Here is a 15,541-nt window from a genome sequence, read left to right on the forward strand (position 1 = left end):
AATTTATAAGAGAGCACACAATGGATAAATTTCGTGTACAGGGGCCAACGCGTCTCCAGGGCGAAGTCACAATTTCTGGCGCAAAAAACGCCGCGCTGCCAATCCTCTTTGCTGCGCTGCTGGCTGAAGAGCCGGTAGAAATTCAGAACGTACCGAAGCTGAAAGATATCGACACCACCATGAAGCTGCTCACCCAGCTGGGCACGAAAGTTGAGCGTAACGGTTCCGTCTGGATCGACGCCAGCAAGGTGAACAACTTCTCAGCTCCTTACGATCTGGTGAAAACCATGCGTGCATCCATCTGGGCGCTTGGCCCGCTGGTAGCGCGTTTTGGTCAGGGACAGGTCTCTCTGCCGGGCGGCTGTGCTATCGGTGCGCGTCCGGTTGACCTGCACATCTTTGGTCTGGAGAAACTGGGCGCAGAGATCAAGCTGGAAGAAGGTTACGTTAAAGCGTCCGTCAATGGTCGTCTGAAAGGCGCGCACATCGTCATGGACAAAGTGAGCGTGGGCGCAACGGTCACCATTATGTCTGCGGCGACGCTGGCAGAAGGTACCACCATCATCGAAAACGCCGCGCGTGAACCGGAAATTGTGGATACCGCCAATTTCCTCGTGGCGCTGGGGGCGAAGATTTCCGGTCAGGGTACCGACCGTATCACCATCGAAGGCGTTGAGCGTCTGGGTGGCGGTGTCTATCGCGTTCTGCCGGACCGTATCGAAACCGGTACCTTCCTGGTCGCTGCGGCGATTTCTGGCGGTAAGATTGTTTGTCGCAACGCGCAGCCAGATACCCTGGATGCGGTGCTGGCGAAACTGCGCGATGCGGGTGCGGATATCGAAATCGGCGAAGACTGGATCAGCCTCGATATGCACGGTCAGCGTCCAAAAGCGGTCAATGTGCGTACGGCGCCGCATCCGGCGTTCCCTACGGACATGCAGGCGCAGTTCACCCTGTTGAACCTGGTCGCCGAAGGCACTGGCTTCATCACAGAAACCATTTTCGAGAACCGCTTTATGCACGTACCGGAGCTGATCCGTATGGGTGCGCATGCTGAGATCGAAAGTAATACCGTGATTTGCCACGGCGTTGAGAAACTGTCAGGTGCTCAGGTGATGGCAACCGATCTGCGTGCGTCTGCAAGCCTGGTGCTGGCGGGGTGTATCGCGGAAGGCACAACAATCGTGGATCGTATCTATCACATCGATCGTGGTTATGAGCGTATCGAAGATAAACTGCGCGCGCTGGGTGCCAACATCGAGCGTGTGAAGGGCGAGTAATCGTTCCGGCAGCCCCCTGCCAGCAATGACCGGGGGGTTGCTGTTCCTGTCAAAAACGCGTTATTCCTGCGGTTCTGTTTTTACCTTTCTCTGGCGAATCATGCGCGATCTGTCGATAAATTCATGGGTAATGGGATCGTGATAGCGAGAAGGCCAAATTACCCACGGATGCGTATCCAGCGCCGTCGCGATAATTAATTCTCCCTTGGGCCAGGGGCGGGTGAGGGCGTTTGCCAGAGTTGAAGAACTCAGTCCATGGCGGCGGGACTCTGCTGCCAGTGAAGTGCCTCTTTTGCGCAGTGCGGCAATAATATCAGCCGTGTGCCAGTCGATAAATTTCGTATCCATAACGCCGTCCTTAAGTTCGGATTCACCTACGCCGTTTCTTCTGAAACGACGCGGTTACTATACCCATTTCAACTTCTTGTTCTAAAAAGTTCGCGTTACTTGAAGGGATATTCAGAATAAGACACGGCTTTATTCATGCGGTCTCTAAACCGATGAATTTACATGAACACGGAATTTACAGGTGTGTTCTGGAATCTCCCCGCTATCGCTGCGGGGAGAAACAAGGGGATTAACGGTCGCGCTGAACGGCGATGTGGGCAAGACCAATCAGTGCCTCGCGCCACGGACTGTCTGGAATGACCTGAAGCGCTTCGATGGCTTTGTCGGCTTCTTCTTCCGCACGCTGACGCGTCCATTCCAGCGATCCGCAGATAGCCATGGTTTCCAGTACAGGTTCCAGAAGATGGCGGCCATTTCCCTGCTCAATCGCTTCACGGATCATTTTCGCCTGGTCGGCTGTTCCATTGCGCATAGCATGAAGCAGCGGCAGGGTGGGTTTGCCTTCGTTCAGGTCATCGCCCACGTTTTTGCCGAGCGTCTCGCCGTCCGCACTGTAGTCCAGCAAATCATCAATCAGCTGGAATGCCGTACCCAGGTAGCGGCCATAGTCCTGCAGGCCTTTTTCCTGTGCTTCGGTACAGTCAGCCAGAATGCCGGAACACTGGGCTGCCGCTTCAAACAGGCGCGCAGTTTTGCTGTAGATGACGCGCATGTAGTTTTCTTCGGTAATGTCAGGGTCGTTGACGTTCATCAGCTGCAGCACTTCGCCTTCAGCAATGACGTTTACGGCTTCGGACATCACTTCCAGCACTTTCAGTGAGCCCAGGCTGGTCATCATCTGGAAGGCACGGGTATAGATAAAATCCCCCACCAGGACGCTGGCTGCGTTTCCGAAAGCAGCGTTTGCCGTGGCTTTGCCACGACGCATATCCGATTCATCCACAACATCGTCATGCAGAAGCGTCGCCGTGTGAATAAATTCGATGAGCGCTGCGATAGTGATGTGAGCATTTCCCTGATAGCCAACGGCTCTGGCAGCCAGAATGGCAATCATCGGACGAATGCGTTTACCGCCGCCGCTGACGATGTAATAGCCCAACTGATTGATCAGCTGAACGTCAGAGTTGAGTTGCTCCAGGATTGCTGCATTCACACCCGCCATATCTTGCGCGGTTAACTCGTTGATTTTTTCTAAATTCATCGCAAAAGCCGGGCTTTTTATCCTGTTGATCCCATCTTCAATGGGGTAACGAAGGGTTTCGGTTTATCAATAGTAGTGCTGATTGTACTGAAAAAACGGCACAGATAAACGTTACCGTACGTGTTGTGTTTTTTTTCTTCATGTATTGACGGTAGCACTTGTCAAAGGCTCGCGTTTTGCGTAATATTCGCGCCCTATTGTGAATATTTATAGCGCACTCTGATTCATACGAGGACGTGCGCGGAAGCGGAGTTTATATGTACGCGGTTTTCCAAAGTGGTGGTAAACAACACCGAGTAAGCGAAGGTCAGACCGTTCGCCTGGAAAAGCTGGACATCGCAACTGGCGAATCTGTTGAGTTCGCAGAAGTTCTGATGATCGCAAACGGTGAAGAAGTCAAAATCGGCGTTCCTTTCGTTGATGGCGGCGTTATCAAAGCTGAAGTTGTTGCACACGGTCGTGGCGAGAAAGTTAAAATCGTTAAGTTTCGTCGTCGTAAGCACTACCGTAAGCAGCAGGGCCACCGTCAGTGGTTCACTGATGTGAAAATTACTGGCATCAGCGCCTAAGACCTGAGGAGAGATTTAAATGGCACATAAAAAGGCTGGCGGCTCCACACGTAACGGTCGCGATTCAGAAGCTAAACGCCTTGGCGTTAAGCGTTTCGGTGGCGAATCCGTTCTGGCGGGTAGCATCATCGTTCGTCAACGTGGTACCAAATTCCACGCTGGCAACAACGTAGGTTGCGGTCGTGACCACACTCTGTTTGCTAAAGCAGACGGTAAAGTGAAATTTGAAGTTAAAGGCCCGAACAACCGTAAATACATCAGCATCGTTGCTGAGTAAGGTTTTCTCGGTCCGGTAACGGATTAAAGCCCCGCAACGTGTTGCGGGGCTTTTTACATTGGAAACCCGGTAATTTTTTCTGTAGGGAAAACGGGCATGAAGCAGCAGGCCGGCATTGGTATTGTTTTGGCGCTCACTACCGCAATGTGCTGGGGTGCGCTGCCAATTGCAATGAAGCAGGTTCTGGAAGTGATGGAGCCGCCTACGGTGGTCTTTTATCGCTTTCTGATGGCAAGCATCGGCCTCGGGGCCATTCTGGCTATCAAAGGTAAGCTTCCACCCTTGCGGCTTTTCCGCAAACCGCGCTGGCTGGTATTGCTGGCTATCGCGACGGGCGGTCTGTTCGGTAACTTCATCCTGTTCAGCTCTTCCCTGCAATATCTCAGCCCCACGGCGTCGCAGGTGATAGGTCAGCTTTCACCGGTGGGCATGATGGTCGCCAGCGTCTTTATCCTCAAGGAAAAGATGCGTGGTACGCAGATTATCGGGGCGAGCATGCTGCTGTGCGGTCTGGTGATGTTCTTCAACACCAGTCTGATAGAGATTTTCACCCGCCTGACGGATTACACATGGGGTGTAATTTTTGGTGTGGGGGCAGCAACGGTCTGGGTGAGCTATGGCGTCGCACAAAAGGTGTTATTGCGTCGTCTTGCCTCACAGCAGATCCTCTTTTTACTGTACACTTTGTGTACAATAGCATTGCTGCCATTAGCAAAGCCGGGTGTGATTTCCCAGCTTAGCGACTGGCAACTGGCGTGCCTCATTTTTTGTGGGCTGAACACGCTGGTCGGTTATGGCGCGCTGGCCGAAGCGATGGCGCGCTGGCAGGCAGCACAGGTGAGCGCGTTAATTACGCTTACTCCGCTGTTTACGCTGTTATTTTCAGATTTGTTATCAATGGCCTGGCCCGATGTCTTCGTCAGACCGATGCTCAACCTGTTGGGTTATCTCGGTGCGTTTGTCGTGGTTGCGGGCGCGATGTATTCCGCCATTGGTCATCGTCTTTGGGGACGTTGGCGCAAAAATGAAGCGGTTGTAGTAGTCCCCCGCTCAGGCGAATGAGTTACGGAGAGTAAAATGAAGTTTGTTGATGAAGCGACGATCCTGGTCGTGGCTGGTGATGGCGGCAATGGTTGCGTGAGCTTCCGCCGTGAAAAGTATATCCCACGTGGCGGTCCTGACGGCGGCGACGGCGGGGATGGTGGTGACGTGTGGCTGGAGGCGGATGAAAACCTCAACACGCTGATCGACTACCGTTTCGAAAAATCTTTCCGTGCCGAGCGCGGCCAGAACGGCCAGAGCCGTGACTGTACCGGTAAACGTGGTAAAGACGTCAACATCAAGGTTCCGGTCGGTACGCGTGTGATTGACCAGGGCACTGGTGAAACCATGGGTGATATGACCAAACACGGTCAGCGCCTGCTGGTTGCTAAAGGTGGCTGGCACGGTCTCGGTAACAGCCGTTTTAAATCATCGGTTAACCGTGCTCCGCGTCAGAAAACCATGGGCACACCGGGCGATACGCGCGAGCTGCAGCTGGAACTGATGCTGCTGGCAGACGTGGGTATGCTGGGTATGCCTAACGCCGGTAAATCGACGTTTATCCGTGCTGTATCGGCCGCGAAGCCAAAAGTGGCGGATTATCCGTTTACGACGCTGGTGCCAAGCCTGGGCGTTGTTCGTATGGACCACGAAAAGAGCTTTGTTGTCGCTGATATCCCTGGTTTGATCGAGGGCGCAGCAGAAGGCGCAGGACTGGGTATTCGCTTCCTGAAACACCTTGAGCGCTGCCGCGTATTGCTGCACATCGTTGATATTAATCCAATCGATGAGTCCGATCCGGTCGAAAACGCCCGTATCATCATCGGTGAACTTGAAAAATACAGCGAAAAACTCGCAGGTAAGCCGCGCTGGCTGGTCTTCAACAAGATCGACCTGATGGACAAGGCCGAAGCGGAAGCAAAAGCCAAAGCGATTGCTGAAGCGATGGGTTGGGAAGATAAATACTACCTGATCTCTGCGGCAAGCCAGGTTGGCGTGAAAGATCTGTGCTGGGATGTGATGACCTTCATCATTGAGAACCCAATTGTTCAGGCGGAAGAAGCGAAACAGCCTGAAAAAGTCGAATTCATGTGGGATGACTACCACCGTCAGCAGCTCGAAGAGCTGGAAGCGGAAGAAGATGATGAAGACTGGGACGATGACTGGGATGAAGACGACGAAGAAGGCGTCGAGTTCATCTACAAGCACTAATATCTGTCCAAAGCCCCCATTATGGGGGCTTTTTTTATTCCAGCGTTGCGGGCAGCCAGCAGCTGGCGATCAAACCACCTTCAGCGCCGTTCTCAAGCGTCAACCTGCCGTGGTGGAGCTGCACGATGCGCTGCACGATACTCAGGCCCAGACCGCTGCCACCGTAGCGCTGGTCAAGACGGCGGAATGGCTCGGTAATTGACTGTCGGTGCGCTTCATCAATACCGGGCCCCTGATCGATCACACCGATCTGCGTCCCCCCGTCGATCTCGGTTAATGTCACTGTAATCGTTGTCCCTGCCGGGCTGTAGCGCCCGGCATTCTCCAGCAGGTTGCGCAGCATCAGACGCAGGAGCACGGCGTCTCCCTGAACCGTGAGCGCGCTTTTAGCGGGCCAAATCACCGTATGCTCTTTGGCTTCATGCCCCAGGCCGAGAGGTTCAATGATATTTTCCGTCCAGCTCACGGTTTCGTAGTGTCCGCTGGCCATTGCCTGTCCGGCACGGGCCAGCATCAGCAGCTGTTCGACGGTATGCATGAGCTGATCGATACGGCTAATTAACGTCGCGGCCTGTGGTGCGCCTGACTGCGCCATAAGCTCCAGATGAAGCCGGATACCGGCAAGGGGCGTTCGGAGCTCATGTGCGGCGTCAGCGGTGAAGAGACGCTCCTGCTGAATGGTATTGTCCAGCCGGGCGAGCAGCTGGTTCAGGGAGGTTGTCACCGCGCCTATTTCTTCCATGTCGGAATACATAGGAAGCGGAGTTAAGTTATCCGCCGAACGGTTAGCCAGGCTGTCACGCAGTTTATTCAGCGGTCGGGTTATCCAGGTGACCGCCCAGAATGAAAACAGCAGCGTGAAACCGACCATCACCAGAGAAGGGACGAGAAGGGAAGCAATCGCCTCGCGGATCTCTTTTTCGACATGGTTATTGCGGGCTTTTGCCGACAGCGTTTCATTCACCAGAAAGCCAATCTGCTCACGGCTTTCATGCCACAGCCAGATGACGCTTATCAGCTGGAAAAATAAGAGAATAACCGCCAGCAGCACCATCAAACGCCGACGCATGCTGTTCATTTCTGGCTCTCAAGGCGATAGCCAACGCCACGGACGGTTTTGATTCTGTCCTTGCCGAGCTTGCGACGCAGGTTGTGAATGTGAACTTCAAGGGTATTTGACCCCGGGTCGTCCTGCCAGGAGTAGATATCCTGCTGGAGCGTTTCTCTGTGCACCGTTTGCCCGCTGCGCATGATCAGACGCGTAAGCAGGGCGAACTCTTTTGGCGTCACTTCTACCGCCTGGTCCCGGCGCAGTACCTGCTGGGTTTGCAGATTCAGCGTAATATCGCCGTCGGTCAGTAAGTTATCACTATGGCCCTGATAGCGGCGAATCAACGCTCGCACTCGAGCCTGCAGCTCCGCAAGCGCAAAAGGCTTCACCAGGTAATCATCTGCGCCTGCATCAAGGCCGGTGATACGATCCTCAATGGCATCGCGCGCCGTCAGGATCAACACCGGGTTGGCGATACCGCGGCGTCGCCACTGGCTGAGCAGCGTGGCGCCGTCTTTATCAGGCAGGCCCAAATCGAGGATCACCAGACTGTATTCGCCGCTCTGGATCAGGGCGTCCGCCTCCGCTGCGGTGCCGGCACAGTCGAGGGCATAACCTTCATTGGTCAGCCCCAGCGCCAGCCCTTCCTGCAATAACAGATCGTCTTCAACTATGAGTAGTTTCATCGCTAGTTATTCTGGTAGATGTCCTTATAAAGCCTGCTTTCGAAGCGAACAAGCGGAATACGACGATTGCGCTGGTCGGTCGGTTCGACGGCATAGCCGGAAAGATACTGCACGAATGCCATGCGCTGTCCGCTGGCGGTAGTGATGAAGCCAGCAAGGTTGTAAACCCCCTGCAGTGAGCCTGTTTTAGCGGATACTTTGCCATCCACACCGGCAGCGTGAAGCCCGGCGCGGTACTGCAGTGAACCGTCATGCCCGGCCAGCGGCAGCATTGAAATAAAGTTTAGCTCAGTGTCGTGCTGCGCAATGTACTGAAGCACCTGCATCATCGTGGCCGGAGAGATCAAATTATGACGCGATAATCCGGAGCCATCGACGGCGATGGTATTACCCAGCTCGATCCCGGCCTGCTGGCGCAGGATCTGACGAACGGCGTCTGAACCCGCACGCCAGGTGCCCGGCACGCCGAAACGCGCGTGACCAATCATGCGAAATACGGTGTCGGCAATCATGTTGTCAGACTTTTTCAGCATGATTCGCAGTAAATCGTGCAGCGGAGGAGACTGTTTGCTGGCGATGACCGTGCCGGGCTGGTTAACCTGCGTCTGGCGAAGCAGCGTGCCGGAGTAGGTTATGCCCGCTTGTTTCAGTTCATCTTTCAGAATGGCGCCCGCATAGCTTGCCCCATCCTGTATCGCAAAGGCCAGCGGCAGCGGATCGGCGCGCTGCGTCAGGCAGCCGGTAAGCGTAAAGCGGTTAAGATCGCCCGGCACGACGTCCAGCTCACAATATTGCGCATCCGGGGAGCCTTTCGCCAGCGTGCGGACCTGGCTAAACATTGTGACCGGGTAGTAGGACGCTATGCGGATAAACGCTAAATCATCTGGCTTTGGCGCGCTGTAAAGCGAAACCGAGAAGCAGTTACGGTCAACAATAGCGGCGGCGGGTGGGGCGCTAAAACATTGGGTCATGTCGTTCCACGGCCAGCCAGGGGCTTTATCGTGGCTGGCAAAGATGGACGTGTCGATCAGCACATTGCCATCAATTTTCTGCACGCCAGATTTTTTCAGTACCGCAACCATATTGCGGATATCCTGGCGCTTAAAGGTCGGATCGCCGCCAAAACGGGCGATAAGATCGCCTTTCAGTTCGCCACCCTCGACGTTACCTTTGGTCTCGAGTGTGGTCGTAAAACGGAAGTCAGGCCCGAGCTGGAGCAGGGCGGCGAGGGCAGTGATCACCTTTTGGGTACTGGCAGGCAGCGCCATCTGTTGACTGTGATAGTCAATCTCGGGAGCCTGTGCGCCAACCTTCTGCACCATCAGGGCAAGGTTCGCGCCTGCGGGGAGCTGATTAATGTACTCATCAACATTCGCGGCCTGGGCGGTGAACGTTATACTGGTAGTCAATCCGATGATAAATCTGGAAAATCGCATAATCTCGCGCTAACAACCCGAAAACAAACCGTCATACTACGGTGCATGGCACTGCAAAGTAAACGATGACCCATAGTGAACTTCGCGGTAAAATGCATATCAAATTGAAAAATTGCTGCTGACCTGGGGCATTGCTCCCGGGTCGGTTTTCTTTTTGCTTCTTGCCCGCTTAGGGGGGCAGGAGCAGGGAACACTGCTCCCAACAGGAATGTTTAAGAGGTATAACAAATGCAAGCTATTCCGATGACCTTACGTGGTGCCGAAAAACTGCGCGAAGAGCTGGATTTCCTGAAATCCGTGCGTCGCCCTGAAATCATCGCCGCTATCGCGGATGCGCGCGAGCATGGCGACCTGAAAGAGAACGCTGAATACCACGCCGCGCGTGAGCAGCAGGGCTTCTGTGAAGGGCGTATTAAAGATATCGAAGCAAAACTGTCCAATGCACAGATTATCGATATCACCAAAATGCCTAATAATGGGCGTGTGATCTTTGGTTCTACCGTGACCGTGCTGAACCTGGACAACGACGAAGAGCAGACCTATCGCATCGTGGGTGATGATGAAGCAGACTTCAAACAGAACCTGATTTCAGTGAACTCTCCGATTGCTCGCGGCCTGATCGGCAAAGAGCAGGACGATGTTGTCACCATCCGCACCCCTGGCGGTGAAGTGGAATACGAAATTATTAAGGTTGAATACCTGTAATTCGCTTCTCCACTAAGATGTTGATACATTGTAAAGAAAAGAAAAAGGCCGCATAGCGGCCTTTTATCAACTCAAGGAGCATGGCATTTTGCTCGCCTGCTGACAGAAATCCCTCGTTTCACACAGAAAATGTGTTTGATTCAGGATATCCTTAGCGTGGCAGCGAGATTTTACGCTCTTTAGATGGGCGGTAGAGCACCAGCGTTTTACCGATGACCTGTACATTACAGGCGCCGGTTTCGCGCACGATGGCTTCCACGATCAGGTTTTTAGTGTCTCTGTCTTCAGAGGCGATTTTCACCTTGATCAGCTCGTGGTGTTCCAGCGCTTGTTCAATCTCGGCAAGCACCCCTTCGGTCAAACCATTGTTGCCAAGCATGACTACAGGCTTGAGCGGATGTGCCAGACCTTTAAGGTGCTGTTTTTGTTTAGTACTCAGATTCATCGTATATTTTTGCTTACGTTGGGATTGAAAACGGTTCATTCTACCGCCATCTCCCTAATATCGCCAAATAGCAGCGTAGAAATTTACGCCAAAGGTAAGCAACGATGAACCCGGACGGAAAAGTTAAATGACAGGTAAAAAGCGTTCTGCCAGTTCCAGCCGCTGGCTTCAGGAACACTTTAGCGATAAATATGTTCTGCAGGCGCAGAAAAAGGGGTTACGTTCCCGCGCCTGGTTTAAACTTGATGAAATACAGCAAAGTGACAAACTTTTTAAGCCGGGGATGACGGTTGTCGACCTCGGTGCTGCCCCTGGCGGATGGTCCCAGTATGCGGTCACGCAGATCGGCGGAGCGGGTCGAATCATCGCGTGCGATCTTTTACCAATGGATCCCATCGTTGGTGTCGACTTCCTTCAGGGCGACTTTCGTGATGAATTAGTGCTGAAAGCGTTACTTGAACGTGTGGGTGACAGTAAGGTTCAGGTTGTCATGTCTGATATGGCACCAAATATGTGTGGAACACCTGCGGTGGATATCCCCCGCGGCATGTATCTGGTGGAGCTAGCGTTAGAAATGTGTCGTGATGTTCTGGCGCCTGGTGGTAGTTTTGTTGTGAAGGTGTTTCAGGGCGAAGGTTTCGAGGAGTATCTTAAGGAAATTCGCTCCCTGTTTGCGAAGGTTAAAGTTCGTAAGCCGGACTCTTCCCGGGCCCGTTCCCGAGAAGTGTATATTGTAGCGACCGGGCGAAAATGATAACCGGTAGATTTCAGGCGAAAGTTTGAATGAAACTGGATATAGAGTATCCTGACGCTGTTTTTAACACAGTTGTAATGTGAGGTTAATCCCTTGAGTGACATGGCGAAAAACCTAATTCTCTGGCTAGTCATTGCCGTCGTGCTGATGTCAGTATTCCAGAGCTTTGGGCCCAGCGAGTCGAATGGCCGCAAGGTGGATTATTCTACCTTCCTGCAGGAGGTCAATCAGGACCAGGTTCGCGAAGCGCGTATCAACGGACGTGAGATCAACGTTACCAAGAAAGATAGTAACCGTTACACGACTTACATCCCGGTGAACGATCCTAAGCTGCTTGATAATCTTCTGACCAAAAACGTCAAGGTAGTTGGCGAGCCGCCAGAAGAACCAAGCCTGCTGGCTTCTATCTTCATTTCCTGGTTCCCGATGCTGCTTCTTATCGGCGTCTGGATCTTCTTTATGCGTCAGATGCAGGGCGGCGGTGGCAAAGGTGCCATGTCGTTCGGTAAGAGCAAGGCGCGTATGCTGACGGAAGACCAGATCAAGACTACCTTCGCTGACGTCGCCGGTTGTGACGAAGCGAAAGAAGAGGTGGGTGAACTGGTTGAATACCTGCGTGAACCGAGCCGTTTCCAGAAACTGGGCGGTAAGATCCCGAAAGGCGTGCTGATGGTTGGCCCTCCGGGTACCGGTAAAACCCTGCTGGCGAAAGCCATCGCGGGTGAAGCGAAGGTGCCGTTCTTTACTATTTCAGGTTCTGACTTTGTCGAAATGTTCGTGGGTGTCGGTGCATCTCGTGTGCGTGACATGTTCGAGCAGGCCAAGAAGGCAGCACCGTGCATTATCTTCATCGATGAAATCGACGCCGTAGGCCGCCAGCGTGGCGCTGGCCTGGGCGGTGGTCACGATGAACGTGAACAGACGCTGAACCAGATGCTGGTTGAGATGGACGGCTTCGAAGGTAACGAAGGTATCATCGTTATCGCGGCGACTAACCGTCCGGACGTACTTGACCCTGCGCTGCTGCGTCCAGGCCGTTTCGACCGTCAGGTTGTTGTGGGTCTGCCGGACGTTCGCGGTCGTGAACAGATTCTGAAAGTTCACATGCGTCGCGTACCGCTGGCGCCGGATATCGATGCGGCAATCATTGCGCGCGGTACCCCGGGCTTCTCCGGTGCGGACCTGGCGAACCTGGTCAACGAAGCTGCACTGTTTGCCGCTCGCGGTAACAAGCGCGTCGTATCGATGGTGGAGTTTGAGAAAGCGAAAGATAAAATCATGATGGGTGCGGAACGTCGCTCCATGGTGATGACGGAAGCGCAGAAAGAGTCCACGGCATACCACGAAGCGGGTCACGCGATTATCGGTCGCCTGGTGCCGGAACACGATCCGGTGCATAAAGTGACGATTATTCCGCGCGGTCGTGCGCTGGGTGTGACCTTCTTCCTGCCTGAAGGCGACGCGATCAGCGCCAGCCGTCAGAAGCTGGAAAGCCAGATTTCGACCCTGTACGGCGGTCGTCTGGCAGAAGAGATTATCTACGGTGTGGAACATGTTTCTACCGGTGCGTCCAACGACATTAAAGTTGCGACAAACCTGGCGCGTAACATGGTGACGCAGTGGGGCTTCTCCGACAAACTCGGTCCGCTGCTGTATGCAGAGGAAGAGGGTGAAGTATTCCTGGGCCGTTCTGTGGCTAAAGCGAAACATATGTCCGATGAGACGGCGCGTATCATCGACCAGGAAGTAAAATCTCTGGTAGAGCGTAACTACGCACGTGCACGCCAGATCCTGACCGACAATATGGACATCCTGCATTCGATGAAAGATGCGCTCATGAAATATGAGACCATTGATGCACCGCAGATTGACGACCTGATGGCGCGCCGTGAAGTGCGTCCGCCAGCGGGCTGGGAAGACCCAGGCGCTTCCAATAATTCTGACAACAATGGCACCCCGCGTGCGCCGCGTCCGGTTGATGAACCGCGTACGCCAAATCCGGGCAACACCATGTCAGAACAGTTGGGCGATAAGTAAGCCACTGCTGTTGAAGCGTTTGTCTGTAATTCAAACCCTGGAGCTTGCTCCGGGGTTTTTCATTTCTGTTTAACGATATAGATACCAGGGATTTCGCCATGAAATTATTCGCTCAGGACTCGCATCTCGATCTTTCACATCCCCATGTGATGGGGATCCTGAATGTTACCCCTGACTCCTTCTCTGACGGCGGCACGCATAACACGCTTATCGAGGCGGTTAAGCACGCGAATTTAATGATTAATGCGGGTGCCACCATCATTGACGTGGGCGGTGAATCGACGCGTCCTGGTGCGGCGGATGTGTCTGTGGAAGAAGAGCTGGCGCGCGTGGTGCCGGTGGTTGAAGCGATTGCACAGCGGTTTGAAGTATGGATCTCCGTTGATACCTCTAAACCCGAAGTGATTCGTGAAGTGGCGAGAGTGGGCGCTCACATTATCAATGATATTCGCTCACTCACCGAGCCTGGCTCACTTGAAGCCGCGGCAGAGACGGGGTTACCGGTATGCCTGATGCATATGCAGGGCCAGCCGAAAACCATGCAGGAAGCACCGAAGTACGACGATGTCTTTGCCGACGTGAATCGCTTCTTTATTGAGCATATCGCGCGCTGTGAACGTGCAGGTATCCCAAAAGAGAAATTGTTGCTCGACCCAGGGTTCGGTTTCGGTAAAAATCTCTCCCACAATTATGCGTTGCTTGCGCGCTTATCGGAATTCCATCACTTTGACCTGCCGCTGCTGGTGGGGATGTCGAGAAAGTCGATGATTGGGCAGTTGCTGAACGTGGGGCCGAGCGAACGCCTGAGCGGCAGCCTGGCCTGCGCGGTGATTGCGGCGATGCAGGGCGCGCACATTATTCGTGTCCATGACGTCAAAGAAACAGTAGAAGCCATGCGTGTGGTGGAAGCCACACTGGCAGCGAAGGAAAACAAACGCTATGAGTAATCGTAAGTATTTTGGTACCGATGGTATCCGTGGGCGTGTAGGCGATGCTCCCATCACCCCTGATTTTGTCCTGAAGCTCGGCTGGGCTGCTGGCAAAGTGCTGGCGCGTCATGGTTCCCGTAAGATCATTATCGGTAAAGACACCCGTATTTCCGGCTATATGCTGGAATCAGCGCTGGAAGCGGGTCTGGCGGCGGCTGGACTGTCCGCGTCCTTTACAGGCCCAATGCCAACGCCTGCAGTCGCGTATCTGACGCGCACCTTCCGTGCGGAAGCGGGGATTGTTATCTCAGCTTCTCACAACCCGTTCTACGACAACGGCATTAAATTCTTCTCCATTGACGGCACCAAGCTCCCGGATGACGTGGAAGAAGCCATTGAAGCCGAAATGGAAAAAGAGATCACCTGCGTTGATTCCGCAGAGCTGGGTAAAGCGAACCGTATCGTTGATGCGGCGGGCCGTTATATCGAATTCTGTAAAGGCACCTTCCCGAATGAGCTAAGCCTTGCTCACCTCAAAATTGTAGTGGACTGTGCTAATGGCGCGACCTATCACATCGCCCCGAATGTCTTCCGCGAACTGGGTGCGAAAGTCATCACCATTGGCTGTGAGCCGGATGGTCTGAACATTAACGAGCAGGTGGGCGCAACTGACGTTCGTGCCCTGCAGGCGCGTGTTCTGGCAGAGAAAGCCGACCTGGGCATTGCGCTGGACGGCGACGGTGACCGCGTGATCATGGTCGACCACGAAGGTAACAAGGTCGACGGCGATCAGATCCTCTACATCATTGCCCGTGAGGGCCTGCGTCAGGGCCAGCTGCGCGGCGGTGCGGTGGGCACGCTGATGAGTAACATGGGCCTGGAACTGGCGCTGAAACAGCTCGGTATTCCGTTTGTCCGCGCGAAAGTCGGTGACCGCTATGTGCTGGAAAAACTGCAGGAGAAGGGCTGGCGCATCGGTGCAGAAAACTCGGGTCACGTGATCCTGCTCGATAAAACCACCACCGGTGACGGTATCGTGGCCGCGCTGCAGGTGGTTGCCGCAATGGCGCGCAACCATATGAGCCTGCACGATCTGTGCAGCGGGATGAAAATGTTCCCACAGATCCTGGTAAACGTACGCTTCACTGCTGGTAAAGGCGATCCGCTGGAAAATGAGAACGTTAAAGCGGTGATGGCTGACGTTGAAGCGGCCCTGGGCAATCGTGGACGCGTGCTGCTGCGTAAGTCCGGTACTGAACCGCTGATCCGCGTGATGGTGGAAGGTGAAGACGAAGCGCAGGTTACCGAATTTGCACACCGTATTGCGGATGCTGTGAAAGCTGCATAATTGTGCACGCTAAATATATAAAAAGGCGGCTTTTGTCGCCTTTCTTTTAAGCAATTAATGGCTTTTTGCTGTTTTTTTCCGCAGTTGATACAATGCGTCAAAAATGCCCTTGCGAAGGTCATTCGCTTTGGTTAGTATTCACACCCGCTTCAGTGGGAAACAAAAATCCTGCTAATTGGTCGAAGCATTGGTATGCGGCAAATCCGCAAGGAACAGGTTGAT

16 protein-coding genes are annotated in these 15,541 nt (G+C 53.8%); 10 read left to right on the top strand and 6 right to left on the bottom strand.

The features are described from left to right. Window positions 1-20 precede the first annotated feature (20 nt). On the top strand, window positions 21-1,280 hold the full coding sequence (gene murA / locus ACJ69_RS19675; protein WP_023309349.1) for a UDP-N-acetylglucosamine 1-carboxyvinyltransferase: 1,260 nt from the start codon (window positions 21-23) through the stop codon (window positions 1,278-1,280). A 60-nt stretch (window positions 1,281-1,340) separates the two neighbouring features. Here murA and sfsB read toward each other — a convergent pair whose 3' ends face one another. Further along, window positions 1,341-1,628, bottom strand: a complete 288-nt coding sequence (sfsB, locus tag ACJ69_RS19680) for a DNA-binding transcriptional regulator SfsB (protein WP_029739619.1) — start codon at window positions 1,626-1,628, stop codon at window positions 1,341-1,343. Between the two features lie 229 nt (window positions 1,629-1,857). Then, complete coding sequence (ispB, locus tag ACJ69_RS19685) at window positions 1,858-2,829, bottom strand: octaprenyl diphosphate synthase (protein WP_024906360.1); 972 nt, start codon at window positions 2,827-2,829, stop codon at window positions 1,858-1,860. Window positions 2,830-3,086: 257 nt separating this feature from the next. Between ispB and rplU the strand changes: the two genes are divergently transcribed. From rplU to cgtA, 4 genes are all read left to right on the top strand, one after another. Further along, window positions 3,087-3,398: a 50S ribosomal protein L21 gene (gene rplU, locus ACJ69_RS19690; protein WP_003025032.1), complete on the top strand. Its 312-nt coding sequence runs from the start codon at window positions 3,087-3,089 to the stop codon at window positions 3,396-3,398. 19 nt (window positions 3,399-3,417) lie between these two features. Next, window positions 3,418-3,675, top strand: coding sequence for a 50S ribosomal protein L27 (gene rpmA / locus ACJ69_RS19695; protein WP_004385076.1), 258 nt, complete (start codon window positions 3,418-3,420; stop codon window positions 3,673-3,675). 96 nt (window positions 3,676-3,771) lie between these two features. Further along, complete coding sequence (locus tag ACJ69_RS19700; protein WP_059347571.1) at window positions 3,772-4,737, top strand: DMT family transporter; 966 nt, start codon at window positions 3,772-3,774, stop codon at window positions 4,735-4,737. Between the two features lie 15 nt (window positions 4,738-4,752). Beyond that, window positions 4,753-5,928, top strand: coding sequence for an Obg family GTPase CgtA (gene cgtA / locus ACJ69_RS19705; RefSeq protein WP_010436018.1), 1,176 nt, complete (start codon window positions 4,753-4,755; stop codon window positions 5,926-5,928). 34 nt (window positions 5,929-5,962) lie between these two features. Here cgtA and pmrB read toward each other — a convergent pair whose 3' ends face one another. From pmrB to dacB, 3 genes are read right to left on the bottom strand one after another with little or no spacing between them, the layout of a single operon-like run. Next, the gene (pmrB, locus tag ACJ69_RS19710) at window positions 5,963-7,006 is read right to left on the bottom strand and encodes a two-component system sensor histidine kinase PmrB (RefSeq protein WP_047646427.1); all 1,044 of its coding nucleotides are present in this window, start codon (window positions 7,004-7,006) and stop codon (window positions 5,963-5,965) included. Continuing rightward, window positions 7,003-7,665: a two-component system response regulator PmrA gene (gene pmrA / locus ACJ69_RS19715; protein WP_029739624.1), complete on the bottom strand. Its 663-nt coding sequence runs from the start codon at window positions 7,663-7,665 to the stop codon at window positions 7,003-7,005. Before pmrA ends, pmrB begins: the two co-directional genes overlap by 4 nt. A gap of 2 nt (window positions 7,666-7,667) precedes the next feature. Next, on the bottom strand, window positions 7,668-9,101 hold the full coding sequence (gene dacB, locus ACJ69_RS19720) for a serine-type D-Ala-D-Ala carboxypeptidase (protein WP_029739625.1): 1,434 nt from the start codon (window positions 9,099-9,101) through the stop codon (window positions 7,668-7,670). A 228-nt stretch (window positions 9,102-9,329) separates the two neighbouring features. Here dacB and greA point away from each other — a divergent pair, with 228 nt between their 5' ends. Further along, window positions 9,330-9,806, top strand: a complete 477-nt coding sequence (gene greA / locus ACJ69_RS19725) for a transcription elongation factor GreA (protein ID WP_059347573.1) — start codon at window positions 9,330-9,332, stop codon at window positions 9,804-9,806. Window positions 9,807-9,957: 151 nt separating this feature from the next. On the opposite strand, the gene yhbY is transcribed toward greA, so the two are convergent. After that, window positions 9,958-10,251: a ribosome assembly RNA-binding protein YhbY gene (gene yhbY / locus ACJ69_RS19730; protein WP_003861814.1), complete on the bottom strand. Its 294-nt coding sequence runs from the start codon at window positions 10,249-10,251 to the stop codon at window positions 9,958-9,960. Between the two features lie 127 nt (window positions 10,252-10,378). On the opposite strand from yhbY, the gene rlmE reads away from it, so the two are divergent. The 4 genes from rlmE (at window position 10,379) to glmM (ending at window position 15,319) form a co-directional block, all read left to right on the top strand. Beyond that, the gene (rlmE, locus tag ACJ69_RS19735) at window positions 10,379-11,005 is read left to right on the top strand and encodes a 23S rRNA (uridine(2552)-2'-O)-methyltransferase RlmE (protein ID WP_010436004.1); all 627 of its coding nucleotides are present in this window, start codon (window positions 10,379-10,381) and stop codon (window positions 11,003-11,005) included. Between the two features lie 102 nt (window positions 11,006-11,107). Further along, complete coding sequence (ftsH, locus tag ACJ69_RS19740; protein ID WP_029739626.1) at window positions 11,108-13,042, top strand: ATP-dependent zinc metalloprotease FtsH; 1,935 nt, start codon at window positions 11,108-11,110, stop codon at window positions 13,040-13,042. Window positions 13,043-13,140: 98 nt separating this feature from the next. After that, entirely contained in the window at window positions 13,141-13,989 is an 849-nt protein-coding gene (gene folP / locus ACJ69_RS19745; protein WP_054829683.1) for a dihydropteroate synthase, read from the top strand. Further along, window positions 13,982-15,319 carry a phosphoglucosamine mutase gene (gene glmM, locus ACJ69_RS19750; RefSeq protein WP_023309339.1) on the top strand — a complete coding sequence of 446 codons (1,338 nt, stop codon included), beginning with the start codon at window positions 13,982-13,984 and terminating at the stop codon, window positions 15,317-15,319. Before folP ends, glmM begins: the two co-directional genes overlap by 8 nt. Window positions 15,320-15,541 lie beyond the last annotated feature (222 nt).

Source organism: Enterobacter asburiae (genome assembly GCF_001521715.1).
In the GTDB taxonomy this organism is placed as follows: Bacteria; Pseudomonadota; Gammaproteobacteria; order Enterobacterales; family Enterobacteriaceae; genus Enterobacter; species Enterobacter asburiae.